Annotated in this window: 22 protein-coding genes; 6 read left to right on the top strand and 16 right to left on the bottom strand. The window is 58.1% G+C overall.

All coding sequences use genetic code 11. From position 1 onward, the window contains the following. Position 1 precedes the first annotated feature (1 nt). Positions 2 to 1,318 (top strand): MATE family efflux transporter, encoded by a 1,317-nt coding sequence (locus ACR0AD_RS06910; protein WP_480485173.1) that lies wholly within the window; start codon positions 2 to 4, stop codon positions 1,316 to 1,318. On the opposite strand, the gene arsC is transcribed toward ACR0AD_RS06910, so the two are convergent. Genes arsC through ACR0AD_RS06890 form a run of 4 tightly spaced genes read right to left on the bottom strand, consistent with a single transcriptional unit; the run spans position 1,315 to position 3,474 of the window. Beyond that, positions 1,315 to 1,656 carry an arsenate reductase (glutaredoxin) gene (gene arsC, locus ACR0AD_RS06905; RefSeq protein WP_480485174.1) on the bottom strand — a complete coding sequence of 114 codons (342 nt, stop codon included), beginning with the start codon at positions 1,654 to 1,656 and terminating at the stop codon, positions 1,315 to 1,317. The genes ACR0AD_RS06910 and arsC overlap by 4 nt on opposite strands. After that, positions 1,653 to 2,711, bottom strand: a complete 1,059-nt coding sequence (locus tag ACR0AD_RS06900) for a quinone-dependent dihydroorotate dehydrogenase (protein ID WP_480485175.1) — start codon at positions 2,709 to 2,711, stop codon at positions 1,653 to 1,655. Before ACR0AD_RS06900 ends, arsC begins: the two co-directional genes overlap by 4 nt. Continuing rightward, positions 2,708 to 3,139 (bottom strand): DUF1330 domain-containing protein, encoded by a 432-nt coding sequence (locus tag ACR0AD_RS06895; RefSeq protein ID WP_480485176.1) that lies wholly within the window; start codon positions 3,137 to 3,139, stop codon positions 2,708 to 2,710. The genes ACR0AD_RS06900 and ACR0AD_RS06895 overlap by 4 nt, the downstream gene beginning before the upstream one ends. Next, the gene (locus ACR0AD_RS06890; RefSeq protein WP_480485177.1) at positions 3,136 to 3,474 is read right to left on the bottom strand and encodes a DUF952 domain-containing protein; all 339 of its coding nucleotides are present in this window, start codon (positions 3,472 to 3,474) and stop codon (positions 3,136 to 3,138) included. The genes ACR0AD_RS06895 and ACR0AD_RS06890 overlap by 4 nt, the downstream gene beginning before the upstream one ends. Positions 3,475 to 3,581: 107 nt before the next feature. Here ACR0AD_RS06890 and ACR0AD_RS06885 point away from each other — a divergent pair, with 107 nt between their 5' ends. After that, the gene (locus ACR0AD_RS06885; protein ID WP_480485178.1) at positions 3,582 to 5,159 is read left to right on the top strand and encodes a bifunctional metallophosphatase/5'-nucleotidase; all 1,578 of its coding nucleotides are present in this window, start codon (positions 3,582 to 3,584) and stop codon (positions 5,157 to 5,159) included. A 63-nt stretch (positions 5,160 to 5,222) separates the two neighbouring features. Here the strand turns inward: ACR0AD_RS06885 and ACR0AD_RS06880 are convergent, their stop codons facing one another. Next, positions 5,223 to 6,875, bottom strand: coding sequence for a tetratricopeptide repeat-containing sulfotransferase family protein (locus ACR0AD_RS06880; protein WP_480485179.1), 1,653 nt, complete (start codon positions 6,873 to 6,875; stop codon positions 5,223 to 5,225). A gap of 55 nt (positions 6,876 to 6,930) precedes the next feature. Here ACR0AD_RS06880 and ACR0AD_RS06875 point away from each other — a divergent pair, with 55 nt between their 5' ends. Then, positions 6,931 to 7,596, top strand: a complete 666-nt coding sequence (locus ACR0AD_RS06875; RefSeq protein ID WP_480485180.1) for an SOS response-associated peptidase — start codon at positions 6,931 to 6,933, stop codon at positions 7,594 to 7,596. Between the two features lie 37 nt (positions 7,597 to 7,633). Then, entirely contained in the window at positions 7,634 to 8,686 is a 1,053-nt protein-coding gene (gene mnmH, locus ACR0AD_RS06870; RefSeq protein ID WP_480485181.1) for a tRNA 2-selenouridine(34) synthase MnmH, read from the top strand. Here the strand turns inward: mnmH and selD are convergent. From selD to ACR0AD_RS06835, 7 genes are read right to left on the bottom strand one after another with little or no spacing between them, the layout of a single operon-like run. Continuing rightward, the gene (gene selD / locus ACR0AD_RS06865) at positions 8,677 to 10,836 is read right to left on the bottom strand and encodes a selenide, water dikinase SelD (protein WP_480485182.1); all 2,160 of its coding nucleotides are present in this window, start codon (positions 10,834 to 10,836) and stop codon (positions 8,677 to 8,679) included. The genes mnmH and selD overlap by 10 nt on opposite strands. Before the next feature lie 5 nt (positions 10,837 to 10,841). Next, complete coding sequence (locus ACR0AD_RS06860; protein WP_209597047.1) at positions 10,842 to 11,228, bottom strand: Na+/H+ antiporter subunit G; 387 nt, start codon at positions 11,226 to 11,228, stop codon at positions 10,842 to 10,844. A gap of 7 nt (positions 11,229 to 11,235) precedes the next feature. Further along, the gene (locus tag ACR0AD_RS06855) at positions 11,236 to 11,505 is read right to left on the bottom strand and encodes a K+/H+ antiporter subunit F (RefSeq protein WP_209503286.1); all 270 of its coding nucleotides are present in this window, start codon (positions 11,503 to 11,505) and stop codon (positions 11,236 to 11,238) included. Next, the gene (locus ACR0AD_RS06850; RefSeq protein WP_267365959.1) at positions 11,502 to 11,999 is read right to left on the bottom strand and encodes a Na+/H+ antiporter subunit E; all 498 of its coding nucleotides are present in this window, start codon (positions 11,997 to 11,999) and stop codon (positions 11,502 to 11,504) included. Before ACR0AD_RS06850 ends, ACR0AD_RS06855 begins: the two co-directional genes overlap by 4 nt. Beyond that, positions 11,999 to 13,543 carry a monovalent cation/H+ antiporter subunit D gene (locus ACR0AD_RS06845; RefSeq protein WP_480485183.1) on the bottom strand — a complete coding sequence of 515 codons (1,545 nt, stop codon included), beginning with the start codon at positions 13,541 to 13,543 and terminating at the stop codon, positions 11,999 to 12,001. Before ACR0AD_RS06845 ends, ACR0AD_RS06850 begins: the two co-directional genes overlap by 1 nt. Further along, positions 13,540 to 13,899, bottom strand: coding sequence for a Na+/H+ antiporter subunit C (locus ACR0AD_RS06840; protein WP_209503290.1), 360 nt, complete (start codon positions 13,897 to 13,899; stop codon positions 13,540 to 13,542). Before ACR0AD_RS06840 ends, ACR0AD_RS06845 begins: the two co-directional genes overlap by 4 nt. Continuing rightward, a complete protein-coding gene (locus ACR0AD_RS06835; RefSeq protein WP_480485184.1) occupies positions 13,899 to 16,769 on the bottom strand; it encodes a monovalent cation/H+ antiporter subunit A in 2,871 nt (956 codons plus the stop codon). Before ACR0AD_RS06835 ends, ACR0AD_RS06840 begins: the two co-directional genes overlap by 1 nt. A gap of 222 nt (positions 16,770 to 16,991) precedes the next feature. On the opposite strand from ACR0AD_RS06835, the gene ACR0AD_RS06830 reads away from it, so the two are divergent. After that, the gene (locus ACR0AD_RS06830) at positions 16,992 to 17,465 is read left to right on the top strand and encodes a rhodanese-like domain-containing protein (RefSeq protein WP_480485185.1); all 474 of its coding nucleotides are present in this window, start codon (positions 16,992 to 16,994) and stop codon (positions 17,463 to 17,465) included. After that, positions 17,462 to 18,286: a CE1 family esterase gene (locus tag ACR0AD_RS06825; RefSeq protein WP_480485186.1), complete on the top strand. Its 825-nt coding sequence runs from the start codon at positions 17,462 to 17,464 to the stop codon at positions 18,284 to 18,286. Before ACR0AD_RS06830 ends, ACR0AD_RS06825 begins: the two co-directional genes overlap by 4 nt. Here the strand turns inward: ACR0AD_RS06825 and mdoH are convergent, their stop codons facing one another. From mdoH to ACR0AD_RS06805, 4 genes are read right to left on the bottom strand one after another with little or no spacing between them, the layout of a single operon-like run. Then, a complete protein-coding gene (gene mdoH / locus ACR0AD_RS06820; RefSeq protein ID WP_480486450.1) occupies positions 18,287 to 20,158 on the bottom strand; it encodes a glucans biosynthesis glucosyltransferase MdoH in 1,872 nt (623 codons plus the stop codon). It lies immediately after the preceding gene. Then, the gene (locus ACR0AD_RS06815) at positions 20,155 to 21,654 is read right to left on the bottom strand and encodes an OpgD/OpgG family glucan biosynthesis protein (protein ID WP_480484240.1); all 1,500 of its coding nucleotides are present in this window, start codon (positions 21,652 to 21,654) and stop codon (positions 20,155 to 20,157) included. The genes mdoH and ACR0AD_RS06815 overlap by 4 nt, the downstream gene beginning before the upstream one ends. Further along, positions 21,651 to 22,868 (bottom strand): OpgC family protein, encoded by a 1,218-nt coding sequence (locus ACR0AD_RS06810; protein WP_480485187.1) that lies wholly within the window; start codon positions 22,866 to 22,868, stop codon positions 21,651 to 21,653. Before ACR0AD_RS06810 ends, ACR0AD_RS06815 begins: the two co-directional genes overlap by 4 nt. A gap of 28 nt (positions 22,869 to 22,896) precedes the next feature. Further along, a complete protein-coding gene (locus tag ACR0AD_RS06805; RefSeq protein ID WP_480484238.1) occupies positions 22,897 to 24,267 on the bottom strand; it encodes a tetratricopeptide repeat protein in 1,371 nt (456 codons plus the stop codon). Between the last annotated feature and the right edge of the window lies 1 nt (position 24,268).

Below are 24,268 nucleotides of genomic sequence, written 5' to 3'. Positions count from 1 at the left end.
CATGCAGGACGCCTCGGCGCCCATCACGCATCGACGGGTACTGAAGATCGCTGTGCCGATTGTCCTGTCGAACGCCACCGTTCCGATTCTGGGGGCAGTTGATACCGGCGTTGTCGGCCAGTTGGGGCAGGCTGCGCCTATTGGTGCGGTCGGGATCGGTGCAGTGATCCTGTCAACGATCTACTGGATCTTCGGTTTCTTGCGGATGGGAACCACCGGGATGGCGGCGCAGGCACGCGGGGCAGGCGACGCTGTTGAAACCCGGGCATTGCTGATGCGCGGCCTGATGCTTGGCGGCGCGGCTGGGCTGTTCTTTATCCTTACACAAGTGGCCGTGTTTGCGGGTGCGTTCGCTTTATCTCCGGCAAGCCCCGAGGTCGAAACGCTGGCCCACGCCTATCTTGAGATTCGAATTTGGGGCGCGCCTGCCACTATCGCGCTTTATGCGGTTACCGGATGGTTGATTGCGGTTGAACGCACGCGCGGGGTTTTTGTTCTTCAGGTCTGGATGAACGGATTGAACATCGTTCTGGATCTATGGTTCGTGCTTGGTCTCGGCTGGGGTGTCGAAGGGGTTGCCATTGCCACTTTGATTGCGGAATGGACAGGTCTGGCGCTGGGCATTTGGCTGTGTCGGGATGGGTTCGAAGACGGAATCTGGCGCGACTGGGCCCGCATATTTGATGCCGCTCGGCTGCAACGGATGTTGCAGGTCAACGGCGATATCATGATCCGGTCGGTTTTGCTGACCGGATCCTTCACGACTTTTCTTTTCGTCGGTTCGGATCTGGGTGATGTCAATCTGGCGGCCAATCAGGTCTTGCTTCAGTTTCTAGAAGTCACAGCTTTCGCGCTGGACGGGTTCGCCTTTTCCGCCGAGGCTCTGGTCGGAAGCGCGGTGGGTGCCAGAGACAGGTATCAGGTGCGCCGCGCGTCTGTCATGACCTCGCAATGGGGTGTCGGGGGTGCCCTGTTACTGGGTGCGGTTTTCTTCGTCGCCGGACCGGCGTTGATCGACGTCATGTCGACCTCACCGCAGGTGCGTGAGGCGGGGCGCGAGTTTCTCGTATGGGCCGCGTTGGCACCCGTTATTGGCGTGGCAAGCTGGATGTTTGACGGAATCTACATAGGCGCCACTTGGACCCGGGCAATGCGCAGCGCGATGTTCCAATCGGTTGTGTTCTATCTGGTTGCGCTGATTATTCTGGTGCCAAGCTTCGGAAATCACGGCCTGTGGGCCGCGTTGATGGTGCTTAATATCGCGCGCGGCGTGACTTTAGGATGGCGCTATCCCAAGCTCGAGGCGCAGGTGGCCTAGAGCAGCACAAGAAGGTTTTCCGGTGGACGCCCGATGGCGGCCTTATCCCCAGCAATGGCAAGCGGACGCTCAATCAGGATCGGGTTTTCGGCCATGGCCCGGATCAGGGCGTCGTCTGGCGAGGCCTTTGTCAGCCCCAGTTCCTTGAACCGGGATTCTCCGGTACGCATCATCTCAACGGGCGAAAGCCCCAATGCGGATTGTGCCGCTCGCAGCTCATCGATTGATGGTGCATCCTCAAGATATTTGCGCACCGTGACCCGTGCGCCATTCTCTTCCAGCAACGCAAGACCGGCGCGGGACTTTGAACAGCGCGGGTTGTGCCAATATTCGATCATAGCCAGTCCTCTCGTTTGCTGCCGACGGCTTGGGCTACATTCTCAAAGCCGTCGCGGGCCAGCAGTTCATCCAGCCCGTTCGCAATGTCAGCCGCCAGAGAAATGCCGCCATACACCATCGCCGTATAGAACTGCACAGCAGATGCCCCGGCGCAGATCTTGGCATAGGCCTGTTCTGCATTGCTGATGCCACCCACGCCGATCAGGGGAATGTCACCCCCGGTCAACTGGCTGAGCCGTGCCAGAACACGTGTTGATTTCTCGAACAGCGGTGCGCCGGACAGTCCGCCGGTTTCACCTTTGTGCGAATTGCGCAGCCCGTCACGCGACAGGGTGGTGTTGGTGGCGATCACGGCATCCACACGGGTCTCGCGCGCAACATCGGCAATGTCCTGCAACTCGGCATCGGTCAGGTCCGGCGCGATTTTCAGGAAGATGGGCAGTGGGCGAGGCAGCGCATCACGGGTTTCAATCACACCGTTCAAAAGCGCGCTTAGCGCCGCCTTGCCCTGCAAATCCCGCAGCTTTTCCGTATTCGGGGATGACACGTTGACTGTGGCAAAATCCAGATGCGCGGCACAATGCGCCAGCACCTTTACGAAATCACCCGCGCGATCTTTGCTGTCCTTGTTGGCACCCAGATTCAGGCCGATCACCGCATTTTGGGGGCGATCAGCAAGCCGTTTTGCCATCACCTCCATGCCTTCGTTGTTAAAGCCAAAACGGTTGATCGCCGCTTTGTCCTCGGTCAGGCGAAATAGGCGGGGTTTGGGGTTTCCCGGTTGCGGGCGCGGTGTGACGGCCCCGACTTCGATGAAACCGAACCCTGCGCGCGACAGCGGTGTCAGAACTTCTCCGTTCTTGTCGAAGCCCGCGGCCAATCCTACCGGGTTAGGCAGGTCCAACCCGGCAAGGATTGTTTTCAGGCGCGGCGTTGTCACAGGCCCCGGCGCAGGCGCAAGCCCCGCCTTCAAAGCCCTGATCGACATCCCGTGGGCGGTTTCGGGATCCATGCAGTGCAGGGCTGCAAGCCCTAGTTTCTCGGTCAGTTTCATCCGAACGCTTTCCCGCTTTTGCTTGATCCGCACCGGATCAGGCGCGAGGTTTCTACCGCAGCCTGCCGATGGACCACCGCCGCCCGGTAGGCCGGATCAGTCACCATTTCAAGAAACGCATATGCAGTCGGATAGCGTGCGATAAAGACGGCATCCCATACCTCATCAGCCGGTCCGATCAGTGTCGTTTCAAAGACACCCCGCCATAGGATGCTTGCCCCGATACGGCCAATGATTGGAGCGGTTTCAGTCCCGTATTTCTGATTGGCCTGCGCCCCGGTCAACCCTGCGCCCGCCAATTCATGTGATTTGGGATACTGCGCCTCGGCGCGGAACTTCACCAGATTGAGCATTTCGATCGGCTGGTCGCGGTCCAGGGCCTTGAACGCCTCGAACTGGCCGCGATCCGGATCGACATAAGATATCATACCATGTCCTCGGGAAACTGATGTGCCGTGCCGACAAAAGGCAGGGGTCGCGCCCAGACAACGTCGCTTAACCTGATCTGACGATACAGATGTGGAAACAGGGCGTCTCCTCGCGACACTTCCCATTTCAGGTCATCGCCCATGGCATCGGCATCACAGGCCAACAGCGTAAGCCCTTCAACGCCCGCAAAATGCTTGGCAGCGGTTTCAGCAGCTTGTTCAGCGGTAGAAAAGTGAACAAACCCGTCTGACACGTCAATGGGTGCTCCGTCTGTGGCGCCCAGACTTTGCAGTTCAGCCCATTCGACGGCTCGGAAAATCTTGTAGATCAGCATGATGACCTGATGCCCCGCACAGCGCTTGGAATCAAGCTGGATTTCTCCTTTGACTCTCGGTCGACATAAGCGCACGATCCCCGGCAATAATAACAGGGAGTTCCAAGATGTTGACCCGATTTTTAACTTCGGTCGCGGTGGTGGGCCTGACGGCGGGTGCCGCAGCAGCCGATTACAAGCTGACAATTCTGCACACCAACGATTTCCATTCGCGCTTTGAGCCGATCAACAAATACGACAGCGGTTGCGGTGCGGAAGACAATGCAGAAGGCAAATGCTTTGGCGGATCGGCGCGCCTTGTAACGGCAGTTGCCGACGCGCGCGCACGGGCAGAAAATTCGATTCTGGTGGATGGAGGTGACCAGTTCCAGGGGTCCCTTTTCTATACCTATTACAAGGGCAAGGTCGCAGCCGAGTTCATGAACAAGCTGGGCTATAATGCCATGACCGTCGGCAACCACGAGTTTGATGACGGCCCCGAAGTGTTGCGGGGGTTCATCGACTCGGTCGACTTCCCGGTCCTGATGTCCAACGCCGATATTCACGACGAAGAGCTTTTGACAGACAGGATCAAGAAATCGACCGTTATCGAAGTAGGCGGCGAGAAGATTGGCTTGATCGGCCTGACCCCAATCGACACGGATGAGCTTGCCTCGCCCGGCCCCAATGTCACGTTCTCGGACCCGGTGCCAGCTGTGCAGGCCGAAGTCGATAAACTGACAGGTGAGGGTGTCAACAAGATCATCGTTCTCAGCCATTCCGGCTATGGCGTCGATCAACGTGTCGCGCAAGAGACGACTGGTGTTGACGTGATCGTCGGCGGGCATTCGAACACGTATCTTTCGAATGTGTCGGATAAGGCGGCAGGTCCGTACCCAACAGTGGTAAACGGCGTACAGATCGTTCAGGCCTATGCCTATGGCAAGTTTCTGGGCGAATTGAACGTCACTTTTGATGACGATGGCAAAGTGGTCGAGGCAGCTGGCGAGCCTTTGATCATGGACAACGCAGTGACCGAGGATCAGGCCGCGCTGGACCGGATTGCGGAACTGGCGGTGCCTTTGGATGAAATCCGCAACAAGGTTGTTGCAAGCGCTGCAGAAGCCATTGAAGGGGATCGCTCAATTTGCCGCGTGCAGGAATGCCAGATGGGTAACCTGGTTGCCGATGCGATGCTGGCGCGTGTGGCGGATCAGGGCGTTCAGATTGCCATTGCCAACTCGGGTGGGTTGCGGGCTTCTATCGATCCCGGTGATGTGACCATGGGCGAGGTTCTGACGGTGTTGCCTTTCCAGAATACACTGTCGACCTTTGAAATCAGCGGACAGGGTGTCATTGACGCACTCGAAAATGGTGTAAGTCAGGTGGAAGAAGTGAAAGGCCGATTCCCGCAGGTCGCCGGTCTTAGCTTTACCTGGGACCCAAGCGTGGCACCGAACGAGGGGCGCGTCAGCGAGGTGATGATTGTCGAGGGTGACGGTTTTATTCCGATCGACCCGAACAAGACCTACCTGGTCGTCACCAACAACTACGTCCGCAACGGTGGTGACGGGTACAAGATGTTCGAAGGCGATGACAAGAACGCCTATGACTTCGGCCCGGACCTTGCGGATGTCACCGCGGAATACCTAGCGGAAAATGCGCCCTATCAGCCCTATGTAGACGGGCGTATCAAACAGAAGTAACTTGGTTTACGACAAAGACAAAAGCCGCATCCCTGTGATGCGGCTTTTTTGTTTGGGAACGGATCAGCTGAAATCATATTCCGGCCAGAGTTTCGGATCGAACCCGTCCAGCATCGGTTTGATGTGCTCAGCAACCCCGCGCCAGCCGCCGATAGACTTGGTCGAGATCTTGTTGCGCACCTGATCGATGCTTGCCGTACGTACCTGTTTGGTGTTTTTCTCGGGGTGCATCATCGTTTCGGTCCACTCCAAATCGCAGAACGCAGCGACCTGCTGGCTGTAGGTTTTCGGGTCGGCCACCAGTTCTTCGTAAGGTACCGTCAGAATACGATTTCCGAACACGGTATCCCAATGCGCCATATAACGACGATACATATTTGCCGAATGGGCGATGGCTTGCATATTCGAGGCATAGCGCATTCCGCCCGCAGGAAAACATCTGATCCATTTGGACAATCCAACATCACGCGGATCGCGCAGCATGTTGATAATCTTTGCCTTTGGGAAGGCAGACAGCAGGAATCCAATACGTTGATAATTGTGCGGCATCTTGTCGACAAAGGCGACAGAGTCGCCCGGAATGGGCGGCATCAATTCGAGGAATTCCCGCGCAAGCTCGGACGCTTTGGCAGCGTCATACTTCTGGCCTTTTTTCTCATACTCACGCGACAGATCGGCCCCCAAAGTCAGTTCGCCGCAACCGGAAATTCCGGGGGCTGAACTCAGCATCATTTCCATCAATGTCGTGCCCGAGCGAGGTTGACCCAGTACAAAGATCGGTGCTGGCCCCTCGGCAAAGCCGGACTCTGGTGCATCGGAATCGACAGGGAACAAGCTGGTGATCCGGAACAGTTTTTCCTCTTCATCCGCCGGGACATAGGGGTTGCCTTGGTGCTGAATTTCATTGGCCCGTGCATAATGCGGCATGGCGGCATTCAACCCGTCTAACTTTGAAATCAAATGAGCCTTGGCGAACTGGAGTTCCAGCTTATCATCTCCCTTTTCGGAGATGGCTTTATTAACGGCTTCCAGCAGCTCCGGAGCTTCTTCTGTGGTTGCAATTGCCGATAATTGCAGCAAAGCCGACATATGCTCGGGTTCGTTTTGAAGAACGCGCCTCAGTATTGCCTTGGACTCGTTCTTTTCACCCGTTTGGTGAAGGTTTACAGACTTAATAAGGGCAATCTTTGTGTTCTCGGGGGCCAACTCGTAGGCGCGGGCGACATCCCGCGAGTTTTCATCGTCAAAGCCGATATTGGCGTAAGCTCTGGCACGTTTTGCAAGAAGGTCCACATTGTCTGGATCGCTCTCCAGCTTCTTGCTCGCATGTTCGATCATCATGCGCCAATTGGTGCCTTTGAGGTGAATTTCATCCAGCACGCGGTTCAATTCCTGGTTGTTGGGGAATTGCTCCAGCTTTTGTTCGGTATAGTCCAGGGCTTTGGAAATTTGCCCGGTCTGCATCAATGCATTCGCCAGGTTTTCGACAAACTGCAGGTCGTCCGGTTTCATCCGCGAGGCTTCAACAAAATGCGGAATAGATTTCTTGTATTGCTTCATCTCGGTCAAAACAAAGCCGGCGATGGCATGATAATCCGAGTCTTTTGGGAATTTCTTGACACCCAGCTGGGCCTTTTTCAAAGCTTGCGGCAGCTTGCCTGCTTCCAGAAGCGCCAGTGCTTTGCTCTTGAGGGATTGCGTTGTCTGGTATTCCATGTGACCCCGTGAGATCCTGTGCCTGTATCAAGAATGTATCGGTGGTTCATTACCCATGTGCGGACGGTTTGCAATAACTCTTCCCAACGACGCAATGGCGCAGCTGTTTTCAGCGCGCCCGGCAAATGCGCTACCTGTGGTGCCGAATTTCAATGTTTGTCCGACAAATCAGGTACATGTCGTGCGTAGCGGCGAAACAGGCCGCCATCTGGATGCGCTGCGCTGGGGATTTCTGCCACATTGGTACAAGACCGAAACGGCGGGGCCGTTACTGATCAACGCCCGGGCCGAGACCCTGGCGGACAAGCCCGCCTTTCGCGATGCCTGCCGGACGCGCCGCTGCCTGATCATAGCGACTGGGTTCTATGAATGGACAAAAACCAAACAGGGAACGCGCCTGCCTTGGTATATCCACCGTCAGGACAAAGCTCCCATTGCCTTTGCCGGGGTCTGGCAGGACTGGGGCCCTGAAAGCGAACGGCAGGGCACCTGTGCTATCGTGACGACGGCTGCCAACAAATGGCTTGAGGTCATCCATCAGCGAATGCCCTTGATCGTAGAACCCAATGACTGGCCATTGTGGTTGGGTGAAGCCGGAAAAGGGGCCGCGCGGCTGATGCAGCCGGGGAACGAGGATGTGTTGACCTTCCACCGGGTCGGGCCTGCGGTGAACTCGAACCGGGCCAGCGGGCCAGAGCTGATCGAACCTTGTGACGCGTGACCTTTTCATCGGAAACGCAGCAAGCTAGACCTTCGGCATGGCTCTGAAATTTCCTGACCTGACCCAACTTTACGCGCACGGCTATGATACCGTGATCGACGTTCGCAGCCCTGCCGAGTTTGCCGAAGATCATCTGCCGGGTGCAATAAACCTGCCTGTGCTGAACAACGAGGAACGCGCCCGGGTCGGAACCATTTATGTACAGGACAGCCCCTTTCTGGCGCGCAAGCTGGGTGCTGTTATGGTATTCCGCAATGCAGCCAATCACATCGAACACCACCTCAGCCATCATGACGGAGCGTGGCGCCCCTTGGTCTATTGCTGGCGCGGTGGACAGCGTTCCGGATCATTCACATGGATGTTGCAGCAAATTGGCTGGCGCGCCGAAGTGGTAGACGGCGGCTATCGTACCTACCGTCGATTGGTGAACGCTTATTTGTACGATGATCCCTTGCCACATCGGCTGATCGCGCTGGATGGCTACACGGGCACCGCAAAGACCGATCTTTTGGCTCTGTTGCACGCACGAGGCGTACAGATTCTGGACCTTGAAGCGCTGGCCAACCATCGCGGGTCCTTGCTGGGCGAAAGGCCAGGGGGGCAGCCCAGTCAGAAGGGGTTTGAATCTGCCCTGTCCGCTGCGCTGTGTTCAATGGATCCGGCGCGTCCAGTCGTGGTCGAAGCGGAATCATCCAAAATTGGCAGCTTGATCCTGCCACCCAGCCTTTGGAACGCGTTGTGTAATGCTCCGCGTGTGAACATCACGGCTTCGATTGAAGCACGTTCGGCCTATCTGGTGCGGGCTTATGACGACATCCTGTCTGACAGTGACCGTTTGCGTGACCGGTTATCGCCGCTGCGGTTCCATCGCGGGCATGAGGTCGTTGACGGATGGCTGCGATTGATTGATGCGGGTCAAAAACAGGCGCTGACACGGGCCTTGATGGAACAGCATTATGATCCCGCATACGCCAAATCCCGGCAATCCCGCCCGGTGCAGGTATTGGCCAGTTTTGATGTGGAAACTTTGGACAACACGGGGCTGAGCAACGCGGCCGCGCAAATTGAAAGCCTTCTGGATCAGCTTTGAAGGCGCAAACCCGGTGTGTCGGTCAGCTGGCCAATGATCATTGCCGTATATCCCGCGTCCAGAAGATCTTGCAAAAGGGTTTCGGCGTCCTTCGCATTCACGGCGGCCAGCAAACCCCCGGCTGTTTGCGGGTCAAAAAGCAGCGCCGCCTTGCCCCCGGACGGAAGATCGGGCGCAATCGCGTTGTTGTCGGCAAAAATCGTTGACCGGACCCCCTGATCCGTCAGCGCAAGCGCGCCGTCCATCACCTTTACCGCGTCCAGTTCAAGCGTAGCGCCGCAATGCGATGCGTCGCAGATGCCTTGCAGATGCCCGGCCAGACCAAACCCGGTCACGTCGGTCATCGCATGGGCGTTGGCCAAAATGCGGGCTGCATCGCCCTGGGGCTGTGTCATATGTTTGTAGGCTGCCGCGACCCAGGCCCCTTCGGCAAGACCAGCCATTTCCGCCGCCATCAGAACACCGCTTCCCAAGGGTTTTGTCAGGATCAGGCGATCCCCCGGCTGACCACCCGCCAATGTAATCGGGGTAGCCTTGCACAGGCCAGTCAGCGTGAAACCGACAGTCATCTCATCGCCCATTGAGCTGTGCCCGCCCACGATTTCCGCGCCCGCAGCCCGCATGACGTCACTCGCGACTGACATGATTTCGGACATTGTGCGGCTTTGCAGGGCGGCAGACATGCGCGGCAGGATGATTGTTGCCGTGGCCGCCTGAGGTGCGGCCCCCATGGCCCAGATATCCCCCAGGGCGTGAACGGCAGCGATCCGCGTCATAAGTGCGGGATCGTTGGTGAAAGCCCGCAGGTGGTCAGACGTCATGACTTGCTGCGCCCCGCCTGTTTGCAAAAGCGCGGCATCGTCGCCGGGTAGGGCGGTGATGTCGGTACGAGCAGGGGCGGGGAGGGATTTCAGGGCGAGTTGCAATGCGTCGCGCCCGACCTTTGCTCCACATCCGCCGCACATGGGCTTTTCACCCAAAACCTCATCAAGCCCGGTTGCCCGGACGCGTGGCAGGGCGGGCGGTGTCATTTGCGGCAGGTCGCGAAACTTGTTCATAAAGGTCTGGTCGATATGGTTCTTCCATGTCCACATCAACGGGCCGCTGAACGATGTTCCCAAACGCTCGGCCAGTGCTGACTTGCCACCCAGTGAGATCAGTTTGAGATAATCTTTTTGCGGTGTGTATTTTCGCATCTGTCCCGCGCCGAGCGCTGCGCGAAGATTATCGTACAAAACCGGCGCTTCGCGCACCGCATAGACACCAGCCTTCGGTCTGGGGTTGTCCGTAAGATGGGCGCAATCCCCGGCGGCAAACACAGCCGGATCACTGGATTGCAGGTAGCCGTTCACTCGGATGTGTCCGTCCTGAAGGTCAAGCCCTGTGTTTGCGATCCAGTCATAGGCGCGGGCTCCGGCGGCACCGGTCACGAAACCAGCCGGAATTGTGCGCCCGTCCTGTAGTTCCACGTGATCCTGCCCGATCCGGGTGATCACCGCGTTTTCAATCACCTCCACACCAAGGTCATGCATTGCAATCCGGATTGTTGCCGCCGCCTTGGGTTTGGTTGCAGTCAGGGCCGAGGCCCTATCGATCAGGGTAATCTGTGCCGCCCGCCCCCTGGCCTTCAACGCATGTGCCATCGCCATGACCAGTTCGACGCCCGCGACGCCGCCACCGATCACAGCGACCGAGGCCGGGCCTTGACCCTTTAGATACTCGGCCCATTTCGCAGCAAAAGGTCCCAGCGGCTTGGCTGGCACTGCATGTTCCGCAAAGCCTGGCAAGGCGGGCATGTCCGACGTGATCCCTACATTGACCGAAGCCACGTCGAAGCCTACCGGAGGATGCCCGAGGACATGCACTTCGTGTGTTTCGGTATCGATGCCATTGACCGTGCCCAAGATCACCCGCGCACCTGCGAAACGGGCCAGTCTGACAAGATCGATATCCAGCTCCCACCGGTCGTAATGTCCGGCGACATATCCGGGCAACATCCCGGAATAGGGAGCGGTGGGGCCGGGGTTGATCACGGTTACCCGCGCGCCGGGCAAAGGGCTCATTCCCCATTTGCGCAGCAGCAGAGCATGGGTGTGGCCGCCGCCAATTAAAACCAGATCACGGGTCAGGGGCAGCGGAGATGTGTGCATTTGTGTTAATTCGCGCTGTGGTCCGGAACATCCTCGACCTGCTCGACAGCGTGGGTGGCCCAAAGCTCATCCTCGCCAGCATCGGGCAGGTCGCTGGGCAGTTCATGACGGTGAATATGCCATTTTGCAATGAACAGGGCCGTGATCGGAGCCGTCAGGAATAAAAACAGCGTGATCAGAAGCTCGTGCAGCGACAGTTTGCCTTCCAGCAGAACGGAATGGGTGATCGAAGCCAGCAACACCCCACCCACGCCTAAAGTTGTCGCCTTGGTCGGTGCGTGAAGGCGGGACATAGGGTCATTCAGCTTGATCATGCCGAAGGACCCGACAAACCCGAAAACACCCGAGATTATAAGGAAAACGGCGATCAGCAGCTCTGCAATGAATGTCATATCACCCTCATTCGATGATGTTGCCGCGCAGCATGAAGCGCGCATATGCCACGGTCGAGACGAAACCCAGCATCGCGATGATCATGGCCGCTTCAAAGAAAATCTCGGTCCCTTTCGACAGGCCATAAAGGATCATCAGGGCAATCGTATTGATGACCATTGTATCCAGAGCCAGAACCCGGGTCCCAACGCCATCCGCGGTGATGATCCGCCACAGACACATCATGATCGCCGCGCCGAAACAGGCAAATGCAAAGTAGATTGCGTATTCGATCATTCGAAAATCTCCTTCAGGCGACGTTCATAGCGCTGCTTGATTTCGTCGCGCACCTGATCTGGGTTCGGCGCGTCCAGGCAATGAACCAGCAGATTGTGCCCCTGTGCTGACAGGTCGCAACTGACGGTGCCGGGCGTCATCGTGATGGTCCCGGCCAGCACGGTTATGGCTTCGGGTGTCCGAAGCTCCAGCGGAATGCTAACCCAGTTGGGCCGCCGGTCTTCATTGCGTTTGAACAGAACGATCCGGGCCACCGTAATATTTGCAACGACAATATCCCATAGCACGACGATCATGTATTCGGCGACCATGGGCCAGTTGCGCAGCTTGGGCCGGTCGGGCCAGTAAGGTTGTGTGACAAAGGGAATGATGATCCCGAGGATCAGGCCAAAGACCAGAGAATTCAGTGACGGCTTGTTCGCCAGCAGGATCCAGACGATCGTTAATAGAATGGTCAGGTGTGGGTGCGGAAATATCCGGTGCAGTAGTTTCATCACTCGGCCCCTCCCAATACAGCAGAGATGTAGTTTGCAGGCGTAAACAGCTGGTCTGCGGTTTGGCTTGTATATTCCAGCGCTGGGCCCGCGAACAATGTCAGCAGGATCAGGCCGGCTACGGCGCCAAACACGGCAGTAAAGGCCAGACCGGGTTTTGGTTCAGGTGCGACCGGTGCGGGGGCAGCTTCATTTTCCGCTGGTTCAGCTATCGGAACAGCCTGAGTGTCGTAGCTTTTCCAGAAAATCAAAGTTCCGGCTCGGGCCAAGCCAATTATTGTGACGAATGAGCTGATCAGAATCACGGCCCAGACCGCCGTGGCATCCGAAGCATCGCGCGAGGCGTCCAGCACAAGCAGCTTGCCTATAAAGCCGGATAAGGGCGGCATTCCCGCCATCGCAATCGCCCCCACGAAGAACAGTGCAGACACCAGCCCGCTTTGCGGCATGGGTGGCGTTGGTGCGATGGCCCCGCCGCGCCGCGCCATCACCAGATCGGCAACCAGGAACAGCAGGGCTGTCGCCAGCGTCGAATGGAACACATAGTACAGCGCCGCGGCTGTCGCATCAGGCGTAAATTGCGAGATCGCGATCAACAGGGTGCCCATGGATGCAATCGCGCAGAACGCCACCATGCGGGCGATATGTTTTGACCCCAGAATGCCGATAGCCCCGACAGCCAAAGTGACAAGTGCAGCAGGTTGCAACCACTCACCCACCAGACCTTCTGTCGCTGCGACATCGGGGCCAAAGGCCAATGTGAACATCCGCAGAATCGAGTAAGCCCCGACCTTTGTCATGATTGCAAACAGGGCCGCGACGGGCATTGGCGCATTGGCATAGCTGGCAGGTAGCCAGAAATGCAGGGGCAGAACGGCGGCCTTGATGCAAAAGACCAGCAACAAAAGGACTGCGCCAACCCGCAACAATGCCGTATCCTCGGTCGGGATTTCGGCAACCCTTATGGCGATATCCGCCATGTTCAGTGTCCCGGTCACGCCATAGATCGTGCCCAACGCAAACAGGAACAAAGTCGATCCCAACAGGTTGTAAGCCACATATTGCACACCCGCCTTCAATCGCACCGCACCGCCACCATGGGTCATCAGGCCATAAGAGGCGATCAGCAGAACTTCGAAAAACACGAAAAGGTTAAAGGCATCTCCGGTCAGGAATGCGCCGCAGACACCCATAAGCTGAAAATGGAACAGGGCGTGGAAGTGTTTGCCCCGATCATCCCAGCCTGTTGCAATGGCATAAAGCACAATCGGCAAGGCAAGCAGAGCTGTCAGCAAAACCATCATAGCTGACATTCGATCCAGCACCATGACAATGCCAAACGGGGCGGGCCAGTTTCCAAGCTCGTAAACCTGAATATCTCCGCCCGAAGCCTGCGCTGTGATTGTCAGCGCAATCCCAAGCAAGGCCACAACACCGGCGACCGAAAAGATGCGCTGCAGATCCAGATGGTATCGCAGGACCATGATGCTAAACGGAGCCAGGATCGCGGGCAGGACGATCGGCGCAACGATCCAGTGGTTCATGCGTCTTCTCCTGCTGCGTCCACGCTGTCCTGCGCTGTCATGTCGATATGGTCATCCTTGGAGGACAGGTACGCGCTGAGCGAGATCATCACGATCACCGCGGTCATTCCAAAGGAAATCACAATTGCGGTCAGCACCAGCGCCTGTGGCAGAGGATCGGTGTAAGCGACGTCCTTGTATTTGTTCAGAACCGGGGGGGCGTTCAGCGCAAGACGCCCGGTCGCGAACAGGAACACGTTGACCGCGTAAGTGATCAGCGACAGGCCCAGAATGACCGGAAACGTCCGGCGGCGCAGGATCAGGAATATTCCGGCAGCGGTCAATATACCGACGGCAGAGGCTACGAGCGCTTCCATCAGGCCTGCTCCTTCTCTTGTTCTTGTTCCGGTGGAGAGTCCCGCAGGGGATTGATATCCATCGGGAATTCCTGTGCCATTCCGGGCTGCCACGCAAAGCGGGACAGGCTGTCGAGTGCCAGCATGACCGCACCCAGAACCGCAAGGAACACGCCCGTGTCAAACAGCATGGCGGTGGCCCATTCGAATTCCTCAAGCGGGGGCCAGTGGAGATAGCCAAAATCACTGGTCAGGAAGGGGCGTTCATTGAACCAGGCCCCCAGCCCCGTGGCAGCGGCGATCAGCACGCCCCAGCCAATGGTGCCGTGGTAATAAAACCGCTGCCGCTCAATCGCCCAAGTATAGCCGCTGGCCATGTATTGCATCAGATAGGCGATGGCGACGATCAGCCCAGCGATAAATCCGCCGCCGGGCTGGTTGTGCCCACGGAAGAAAATATAGGCTCCGACCATCAGCGCAATCGGCATCATCACGCGGGTCGCCACAACCATCATCAGCGGGTGTGAATCACCAGACTGCGGCCAGTGCGGTTTGCGATTCAGCAGGTAACTGCGGACATTGGTGCTTAGCACGGATTCCGTCAGCGCAAAGATAATCAGCGCGGCAATGCCCAGCACGATGATCTCTCCAAACGTATCAAAACCCCGGAAGTCGACCAGGATCACGTTGACCACATTGGTGCCGCCACCGCCCTTATAGGAATTGGCCAGATGGAACTCTGAAATCGTTGGAAATGCAAAATCGCGCATCATCATCGCGTAGACCAGCGCGCCGGTGCCAAGACCGGCAACGACGGAAATCGCGGCATCCCGCCATCGCCGCGCTGCGCTGCTGTCCCATGGCGTCTCGGTCGGCAGGAAGTTCAGCGACAGCAGCAACAAGATCATCGTTACCACCTCGACCGAGATTTGCGTCAGGGCAAGGTCCGGAGCGGAAAGATAGTTGAACGCGATGGAAACGATCAGGCCCACGACGCCGATCAACACCAGCGACAACAGGCGGTTCCGGTGGAACCACATGATACCAAGCGTTGCGCCCACCAGACAAATCCAGCCGATCATCGGAATGATCTGCGCTGGCAGCGGAACGCGGGTTTCCAAGCCGATGGTTCCTGTCGAATAGGCGTAATAACCAAGGCCCACGGTGAAAGCGACGAAGATGATCGCATAGCGGCTGAGAACACCGTTATGCATTTCATCGGTGATCCAGCGGCTTAATCTGGTCAGCGCGTCGATGATAGCCTCAAAGATTACCTTGGCCTCGGGCCGGGGCAGGGCATTCCAGACCTGCTCGCCGCGTTTGTGCAGCGCCAGCAGGAAAAGGCCGCCCAATGTCGCAACAACCGACATGTAAAGTGCGGGCGTGAAGCCATGCCACAGTTTGAGCGAGTAATACGGCAGCTTCTCGCCGCCTATCACCGCGCTGGAAACCACGGCGATCAGGGGGCCAACGATCGCGGCGGAATTCAGACCGATCAGGACGACCAGTACAACCAGCAGTGCGGGCGCCAGCCACAGCCCGACAGGCGGGTCATGCGGATGGCTGGGATAGTCTTCTCGCTTGGGTCCAAGGAAAACATGGCTGACGAAGCGGAAAGAATAAGCGGCCGAGAACAGCGCTGCCAAAAGTGCCAGCCCCGGAACCAGATAATGTGAATGCAACCAAGTGGTGTGAACGGTCTCTTCCAGCATCATCTCTTTCGACAAAAAGCCGTTCAGCGGCGGCAGACCCGCCATGGACAGGGCCGCGATGGTGCCGATGGTGAAGGTGATCGGCATCAGGTGACGCAGACCCCCCAGCCGTTTCAGGTTCCGCGTGCCGGTTTCGTGATCCACGATCCCGGCGGTCATGAACAGGGCGGCCTTGAAGGTCGCATGGTTGATTATGTGGAAAATGGCGGCCACGGCGGCAATTTTAGTGCCAAAGCCCAATAGCATGGTGATCAGGCCCAGATGGGATACAGTCGAAAAGGCCAGCAACGCCTTTAGATCATCCTTGAACAGCGCGATGACCGCACCCAGCAGCATGGTGATCAGACCAGTCGTGGCCACGATGTAGAACCACGCATCTGTTCCTGCCAGAACAGGCCACATCCGCGCCATCAGGAACAGACCGGCTTTCACCATGGTGGCCGAGTGCAGATAGGCAGACACCGGCGTCGGCGCGGCCATTGCGTGGGGCAGCCAGAAGTGAAACGGGAACTGTGCCGACTTGGTGAAGGCGCCCAGCAGGATCAGGATCAACGCTGGCAGGTAGTAGGGGGACGCCTGGATCAGCTCCTTGTTCTGCAAAATGACACTCAGGTCATAGGATCCAACGATATTGCCGAGGATCAGCATCCCGGCGATCATCGCCAACCCGCCCGAGCCGGTGACGGCCAAAGCCATGCGCGCGCCCTGACGGCCATCGGGCAGGTGTTTCCAATAGCCGATCAGCAGGAATGAGCTGAGCGATGTAAGTTCCCAGAAAACAATCAAAAGTAGGATATTGTCGGACAGGACAATACCAACCATCGCCCCCTGAAACAGCAGCAGATAGGTATAGAACTGCCCCATCGGATCTTCGCGCGACAGGTAGAACCGTGCGTAGAGGATGATGAGCAATCCAATGCCAAGGATCAGCAAGGCGAAAAGAAATCCCAGCCCGTCCAGCATGAAATTCGCGTTCAGGCCCAACCTCGGTATCCAGTCAAACCGGGCAGTCACGACGTCTCCGCGCATGACCGAAGGGATGTGGATCAGCAGCCCCATCAGGGCCAGAAATGTGGTCAACCCGGCTGCGGATGCGGCGGCATTTCGGCCCGCGCGGATCAGCAGTGCGGGAAATACAGCACCAAGGAAGGGAAGGGCCGCAATAAGGAATAGGGACAAGTGCGATACTCCGGTCTGGGCGGTCAGGGTGAGGTCAATTTTGTAAGGATATTTTGCCGACTGTCCAGAGATGGCAACTTTTTTGCCGGGCTCCAACGGATCACCAAGGCATTGGCGGCGCTGCGCATTAATGACGCGATCTTGATCTGCGAGCTGTGTTTCACCGCGCAACTTGCTGTGTGGTTGTGCTAGAACCAGCATCAGCGAACAGGAGGCTGAGGCGTGGCCGAAAAAACGAACCGATCCCGACGGTGGCTATTGATTGGTGGCGGTGCCGCGATTGCTGCCGGGTTTGCGATCAGGCAATACAGACTGATCCCTGAAGATCACAGCGGTGGCCGGATCAGTGTGGCCGACGCCCATGAGCAGGCCGCGGACGGGCGCGTTCTGCTGGTTGATATCCGCACACCGCGCGAGTGGCGCGCCTCGGGAATAGGCGAGGGCGCGGTACCGCTGGACATGCGCCGCGAGGATTTCGTCGACGTTCTGACACAAATGACCGGCGGTGATCAGGCTGCGCCCGTGGCGCTGATCTGCGCCCGAGGGGTGCGGTCCGCGCGCCTCAGCAATCGTTTGATTGAAGCCGGATTCACAAATATCATCGACGTACCCGAGGGTATGTTGGGCTCGGCGGCCGGGCCGGGATGGGTAAGGACCGGTTTACCGGTCCGTAAATACAGTGAGGATGCAGGATGATCAGGGAAATCAGCCTGGCAGCAGTATTTGCCTTCACCGCGCAGTTGGCCTTGGCGGATTGTGCTGATCAGGGGGAAATTTGCGAAACATCCTTGGGCGCGTATCACATCGAATTGCCCGGTGCGGAAAACCCGCCGTTGTTGGTGTTTCTGCACGGGTATGGCGGCAGTGGATCTGGCACGATGCGAAATCGCGGGATGGTCGAACCTCTGCTGGCGCGGGGGTATGCTGTGATGGCACCGGAAGGTTCGGAAAGGCCCAACCGGGGCGGCAGAAAAAGCTGGAACTTTATTCCAGGATTTGGCAAACGGGATGAAACCGCCTTTCTGTCCGAAGTGGTTCAGGACGCGGAAAACCGGTTCGGAATCAATGCGGACCGGGTCATGCTGGGCGGGTTTTCGGCTGGTGGCTTTATGGTCAACTATCTCGCCTGCAAGGCGCCCGAGACATTTTCGGCATATGTTCCGGTGTCCGGAGGATTCTGGCGGCCACACCCGGAAACCTGCAAGGGTCCGATCCGGATGTTTCATACCCATGGCTGGACGGACAACGTGGTACCGCTTGAGGGGCGCGTACTGGGCGGTGGCCGGTTTCAGCAGGGCGATATCTATGCCGGGTTCGAAATCTGGCGCGAGGCAAATGGCTGCGTCGATCACAAACCGGCCGGCTTTAGCACAACGGGGAATTTCATGCGCCGCCGCTGGACCACCTGTGCCAAAGGCAGCGCGCTGGAGTTTGCCTTGTTCCCGGGCGGTCATACAGTTCCAGCCGGTTGGGCTGATATGGTCGTGGATTGGTACGAAGGGCTTCCCGGCAGCTGATCACTCTGCCGGGGTCATCTTGATCTTGCCTTCAACCAATTGCTTCAGCTCGGCCCGGTAACGCCGGGCCGACCGGGTGATGGCAGGTTCGCGGAAATCCTCGCGCATTCCGACCATCCGGCGTGCGGCACCGGCCGAAACACCGCTGAGTGCCGATAGCGGAATGGCAAGGGCGAGACTGATGGCAATCGGAGCCAGCCAGATCGAGACCAGCCCGGACAGGATACCAACACTCAAGGCTATGCCACTGACGGTTTCCAATGCGTGACACAGGATCAGCGTGCGCAATCCGTAACTGCCACCGTCGCGTGCTTGCGGCGACCAGCCCCGCTGAATGCCAAGCGCTGTCCGGAAAACGGCGATCATCTGTTGCACCATCAGGATCGGTGCATACAGGATCGACAGAATGACCTCGGCCAGAAACGAGGTCAGGAACTTGAGGCCGCCTCCGAATTCGGAGTAGCGCACACCGCTTAGCGGCAAAGCCAGAACTCCCAGCACCTTGGGTGCCAGCAGCATTGCATACATCACAAGAATGATCAGAACGTGCCGGGTTTCCGACATTTCCGGCCATTGCGGGAACAGCGGATTATCGGGGCTGAAGTAATGCAGGACAGAGGCGTCTTTGCCCTGACCAATCAGTGCCCACATCAACAGCAGCGCAAACCACAACGGTGACATCAGGTATCCTACGGCACCGTGGAACATATGAAAACGCGAGACGGCCCGGAATCCAGTCGAGCCCAGCAGTTTCAGGTGTTGCAGGTTGCCCTGGCACCAACGCCGATCCCGCATCGCATGATCGATCAGTGTGGGGGGCGTTTCCTCGTAAGATCCCCGAATGCGCGGCAGGAACCGCACCGCCCATCCGGCACGGCGCAGCAATCCAGCCTCGACGAAATCGTGGCTCATGATCAGCTTGTCCTGACCGTTGAACGCACGCAGCTTGGGCAGTCCGGCACTGGTGGCGAAAGCCTTGGTGCGGATTATGGCGTTGTGGCCCCAATAATTGCCCTCTTGTCCGCACCAGCGCGCCAACCCTTCGGCAAAGGCGATGCCATAGACCCCATTGGCGAATTGTTGCATACGGGCAAAAACCGATTGCGCGCCGATCAGTTGCGGATAGCTCTGGATCAGCCCGGCACCGGGATCACGCGCCAGCGCATCGGTCAGCCGATGTATGGCGCGACCGGTCATAAGGCTGTCCGCATCCAGAACCAGCATCGCGTCCCAGTCTGTGCCCCAGCGACTGACCCAGTCGGCGATGTTACCCACCTTGCGGTCGGTGTTCTGCTCGCGGCGGCGGTAATACAACTCCAGCCCCGGGGCGAGCGTGGTGCGCAGGGCTTCGACGCTGGCTTGTTCCTGTGCCGCGATTTCAGGGTCGCGTGTGTCGGACAGGATGAACATGGCATAGTGATGCTGCCCACCGCGTGCCTGCAAATCTTCAAGCATGGTGCGGGCGTTGCCCAGCACGTTCCATGGCACTTCGTTGTATACCGGTGTCAAAAGGGCAACGCGCAGGGGCTGTGCTGTGCGTTTGCGCTGCGGACGATCCTGTCTCGACAGCGAAACCATACCCAGCAGAACGGTGCAGACCGTGAACGAAATCCAGAAGAAGTTGAACGAGATAAGCGCCAACAGGATGCCCTCGATCAGATTGATCCCCTGGGCGCTGAACCAGTCGCTCATGATCCAAAGCAGGCCCAATGTCGCTACCATCGCCGGTGAAAACGCAAGCGCGCGCCAAAATCCAGTCGCGCCCGTGTCTGTGCCCGACGGGGCATCAGCATCGTGGAACCCAACGCTGAAATTCTGCGTGGGCATCGCCAGAGGTGCCTCGGGCGGCATGATATGCAGACCGCGGTTCATATGGTCCATCGGTAAAGCCACACCTCAGAGGCAGGCTGTTTGTCTTTCAGCAGTTGCGCGCGCAACTCGACATGATCGCGCCCATCTGGCTGGAATGAAAACGCAAGACGCAACCCACCCGTATCCGGGTTGCGTTGCAGAACACCGTCCGAGGTTACAGCATGAGGGGAATCCACGAAGACACTGATCGCCTCGATATCATCGAACAAATCGCTGCCTTCGAAATCGATGACGGCCAAACGCCCCTCACCGAAGGTGTTTTCGCCCATGGCGGTGTTGGTCACCCGTGGCATCGGAGTGCGCTGAGGCTCCTCACCCCAGATCAGACGATAGGACAGGTCAACCCGACTGCCTGCCGCATAGGGCTCTGCCGGACGCCAATAGGCGACGATGTTGTCATAGATTTCCTGATCGGCCGGTATCTCGACCAGTGTAACGGTGCCTTTGCCCCAGTCATCCCGAGGCTCGACCCACAGGCCCGGGCGCTTGTGATAATTCGCCTCAAGGTCGGCATAGTCCGAAAACTCGCGCTTGCGCTGCATCAGCCCGAAGCCGCGCGGGTTCTCGTCAACGAAAGACGATATTTGCAGGCGGGCCGGGTTTGCCAGCGGACGCCACAACACCTCGCCCGCGCCATTGCGGATCAACAGCCCGTCGCTGTCATGGACGGCCGGACGGAAATCGTCGAACCGGCTGTGGTTGGTCTGGTCGAACAGAAACATCGAGGTGCCCGGCGCGATACCTACATGAGGTAGGTCTTCGCGGGGAAACAGCGTGGCCTTGACGTCGATAATGCAATCCGCCCCCGCCGTGACATTGAAGCGATAGGCCCCAGTCACGCTGGGACTGTCCATCAGCGCATGTACGACCATATTCCGTTGGCCGGGCTTGGGGCGCTCCAGCCAGAAACGGATGAACTCAGGAAATTCCTCGCCATCCGGGTCGCCTGTTTTCAGGGCGAGACCGCGTGCCGACAGACCGTAGACCTCGTCCAGACCAATAGCGCGGAAATAGCTGGCACCCTGCCAGACGCAGAACTCATCCGTCTTGCCGGGTCGGTGCATCTCGGTCCGCAGCCGCAGGCCTGAAAAGCCCAGAGTCTCGTCGATGGGCAATTGCGGCACATCTTCGGATTTGTCGAACATCCCCAGATCGAAATCGACTGGTGTTGTCATGCCATTTTCGACCGTTTCCACCTTGACGGTCCGGGGAAAATACAGGCCCGGTGTGAAGAAATCGACGTTGAATGGCGTTTCGGTTTCGTACCACAACGCCCGGTCCAGTCGAAAACGGATCGAGCGATATTGTTCGTAAGTCAGATCCTGCCATTCTTGTGGAACCATTTCGCGTTCCGCATAGGGGCGGCTGGCCAGTTCGCGGGCCAGTTCGATCACGTGGTCGCGGTCAAAGGGGACTGCGCCCCCGGTCGCATAGGCCGATGGGGCAAAGGCCAAGGCAGTCGTCGAGACTAGGAATGCGCGACGGGTGAAATTCATCTCTTCAATTTCCAGGGTTGAGACTTGAACCAAGCTGCCAGATAGGCCACGCCGATGATCATGGCAAAGCCAATTATGTTGGCGACAAAGACGGTGGCAACATCCCGCCCAGCTTGATCGAGGGCAACGCCGATAAGTCGTGCTGCTGCCATGGAAAATACAAACACCGCAAGGGATTGCTGACCGACTTTGGTGATGACCGTCAGCAGGAATTGCCAGACGCGCGCACCCATGCTGTGGCCCGTCGCAATCAGGCGGTGACCATGTTCGCCAGCCGCGACCCAGCCCAGATAGGCCAGTGACAGAAAATGGACATATCGCAGCGCGCCAAACTCGGTCTTGTCGCGCAATTCGTCGGTCAGTGGCCAGATCTTTCGGATCGCAGCGCCCAACTCAGGCGCAGCGCTGTTAACCCAGAGGAAGACCTTCCAAGACCCAAACGGAGCTGACAGGATCAGGAACAAGGCAGCCGCCCAGACCAGAGATTTCGATACTGGTGGAGCGGGAATCCATCCGCGCATCAAGGCAAATCCGGTGAAGAACAGCAATTGCCAGCCAAACGGGTTGAAAAACCATTGCCGATCCGACCACGGCTCGGCCGGAGGGGCCAGCGCGCCGGTCTGAGTGATGCACCAGATGGTCACAGATGCAGCCGCCATCAGCCAGAAACTGACACGGTACAGCGCGATGTAGAGCGGCATCAGCGCCAGTACCACCAGATACATCGGAAGGATGTCAAAGTAGTTCGGTACATAAGTCAGGGTAAAGATCCCCACCATCTGCGGGGCGGGATCATTGAAGAAATGCTGAAGGTTCAGGGACGAGACATAGGTTTTCCCGAACGCGCCGGTTAGGTCCAGCGCTGCCATTGTCATGGCGACAAAGAAGAACAGGGCAATATGGGCCCAATAAACCTGCCAGATGCGATAGGCCACTCGGGCCGTGCCCATCCACCAGCCCTTGTACAGGAACGCCCCGCCAAAGGCGATGGCCGAGGCCATGCCCGAACAGAACACGAAAATCTCGGTTGCGTCCGAATACCCAAAGCGCGCCGGGATCCAATTCGCCCAAGGATCATTGGGAATGTGGGCGATCAGGATGATGAACATCGCGATGCCGCGATAGAAATCCAGTCGCGGGTCACGCGTGCGGGCGGGGGCCGCAGCCGGGGCTGCGACGGGTGCAAAATCAGCAGCGGGCGATATGGTCGCCATACGGTCTCTGTCCTTCTTGGTCGTCTTGTTATTCGGCGGGGACGCTTTGCATGTCTCCGCCGTCGCGTGCCGCATCAATCAGGGCGCGGCGCGCGATGGCATAATTGTCTTCACCCCCGGCGCGCTTGGCGCGACGGTCATCCAGAATGCGTTCAACCGCATCAAGACGACCGGCCCGAAGCCCGGAATCGATGGTAATGCGTTCAAATACATCACGTTGCGCGTGACTGCCACCAGCCAGTTGCATTGAACCGCGCGCTGCCAACAGGTGATCAAATGCCGTGCCATAATGGCCGTCACCAAAGGCTTCAAGGCCCATGGCGGCCGCGACACCGGGATCAGCCATACGGCGGGTGGTGTCGTCATTGGCACGCGCTGCATCCTTGCTCATGCGGTTCAGCATTTTGGCTGTGGCGTCGACGCGATTGTCGCCTGTCAGTGCCAAAAGGTAATGCAGATCGGCGAAGATCAGGCAGCCGTCTTCGGTGCGCGCGGCACTCAGGTCAGCCAGTTCTTCCCAGCGATTTCCAACATTTACGCCTTCTAATTCAAGCCGCATCAGCAGCGAAGTGCCGTTCGAGATGTCGCGGTAATCGTCGGTTTTGTCCTTGCGGACGTGGTTGTCATACAGGTCCATCACCTGATCGACCTGACCCAGATCCAGATGCATCAGGGCCTTGTGCCACCAGACGTGATAGCGGAAGTTGTTGCAATGGGCCCAGGCAGCCTCGCGCCCGGCCAGCCAGTCAAGGCCCAACTGCGCGTTGCCGGTCATTTCATGGACATGGGCCACCGCGTGCAGACCCCAGGCATCGTCGGACACCATCCAAAGCGCCTGACGTCCCGCGATTTCGGCCTTTTCATAGGCTCCGGTTTCTTCCAGCGCGAAGGAATGGCAGCCCAGCAGATAGCCCCGACCGGGGTGATCGGGTTCGTAAGCAGGCATCACCCGTTCGATCGAGCGGCGCATTCCATTCGGATCCCCCAGAACGAAACGGGTCGCATGGCTGAGTTTCATCGCCAACGTATCCTGCGGATGGTCGCGCAGGACCGCTTCGAACTTTTGCACCGCCTGTGTCAGTTGGCCCGCCAGATACAGCCCCAATGCATCGACAAACAGCCGCTCGCGCGTCGAGACGGGCTGCCGTTTCATCGCAGCATTGGCTGCTGCCAAAGCCTCGACCGCAACCGCCATCATCTCTCGTCGACCGAGAAGGGCCATGAACAGGCCTTTAACGGCATGGCCCAAAGCAAAATCGGGCTCAAGCTCCAACACTTTGCCCAGATGTTGGGGCGTAACCGCGGCATGTGCCATGAACCCAAGCAGAACACCATTCCAGGCTTCGACAGCTTCCGGCTGCGCCAAGGTGTTCATCTGTCCAAAAACGTCTTGTTTCATA

Source organism: Ruegeria sp. BH8 (assembly GCF_056538065.1).
The sequence above is the reverse complement of the archived record's forward strand: the minus strand, read 5'-3'. Positions and strand labels throughout refer to the sequence as shown.

Coding starts and splice junctions, on each gene's coding strand:
- ACR0AD_RS06895 (WP_480485176.1), bottom strand. CDS start 3,139: ATGATATCTTATGTCGATCCGGATCGCGGCCAGTTCGAGGCGTTCAAG.
- mdoH (WP_480486450.1), bottom strand. CDS start 20,158: ATGAACCGCGGTCTGCATATCATGCCGCCCGAGGCACCTCTGGCGATG.
- ACR0AD_RS06890 (WP_480485177.1), bottom strand. CDS start 3,474: ATGCTGATCTACAAGATTTTCCGAGCCGTCGAATGGGCTGAACTGCAA.
- ACR0AD_RS06825 (WP_480485186.1), top strand. CDS start 17,462: ATGATCAGGGAAATCAGCCTGGCAGCAGTATTTGCCTTCACCGCGCAG.
- mnmH (WP_480485181.1), top strand. CDS start 7,634: ATGGCTCTGAAATTTCCTGACCTGACCCAACTTTACGCGCACGGCTAT.
- ACR0AD_RS06880 (WP_480485179.1), bottom strand. CDS start 6,875: ATGGAATACCAGACAACGCAATCCCTCAAGAGCAAAGCACTGGCGCTT.
- ACR0AD_RS06860 (WP_209597047.1), bottom strand. CDS start 11,228: ATGACATTCATTGCAGAGCTGCTGATCGCCGTTTTCCTTATAATCTCG.
- ACR0AD_RS06815 (WP_480484240.1), bottom strand. CDS start 21,654: ATGAATTTCACCCGTCGCGCATTCCTAGTCTCGACGACTGCCTTGGCC.
- selD (WP_480485182.1), bottom strand. CDS start 10,836: ATGCACACATCTCCGCTGCCCCTGACCCGTGATCTGGTTTTAATTGGC.
- ACR0AD_RS06885 (WP_480485178.1), top strand. CDS start 3,582: ATGTTGACCCGATTTTTAACTTCGGTCGCGGTGGTGGGCCTGACGGCG.
- arsC (WP_480485174.1), bottom strand. CDS start 1,656: ATGATCGAATATTGGCACAACCCGCGCTGTTCAAAGTCCCGCGCCGGT.
- ACR0AD_RS06805 (WP_480484238.1), bottom strand. CDS start 24,267: ATGAAACAAGACGTTTTTGGACAGATGAACACCTTGGCGCAGCCGGAA.
- ACR0AD_RS06855 (WP_209503286.1), bottom strand. CDS start 11,505: ATGATCGAATACGCAATCTACTTTGCATTTGCCTGTTTCGGCGCGGCG.
- ACR0AD_RS06850 (WP_267365959.1), bottom strand. CDS start 11,999: ATGAAACTACTGCACCGGATATTTCCGCACCCACACCTGACCATTCTA.
- ACR0AD_RS06910 (WP_480485173.1), top strand. CDS start 2: ATGCAGGACGCCTCGGCGCCCATCACGCATCGACGGGTACTGAAGATC.
- ACR0AD_RS06875 (WP_480485180.1), top strand. CDS start 6,931: ATGTGCGGACGGTTTGCAATAACTCTTCCCAACGACGCAATGGCGCAG.
- ACR0AD_RS06810 (WP_480485187.1), bottom strand. CDS start 22,868: ATGGCGACCATATCGCCCGCTGCTGATTTTGCACCCGTCGCAGCCCCG.
- ACR0AD_RS06840 (WP_209503290.1), bottom strand. CDS start 13,899: ATGGAAGCGCTCGTAGCCTCTGCCGTCGGTATATTGACCGCTGCCGGA.
- ACR0AD_RS06845 (WP_480485183.1), bottom strand. CDS start 13,543: ATGAACCACTGGATCGTTGCGCCGATCGTCCTGCCCGCGATCCTGGCT.
- ACR0AD_RS06900 (WP_480485175.1), bottom strand. CDS start 2,711: ATGAAACTGACCGAGAAACTAGGGCTTGCAGCCCTGCACTGCATGGAT.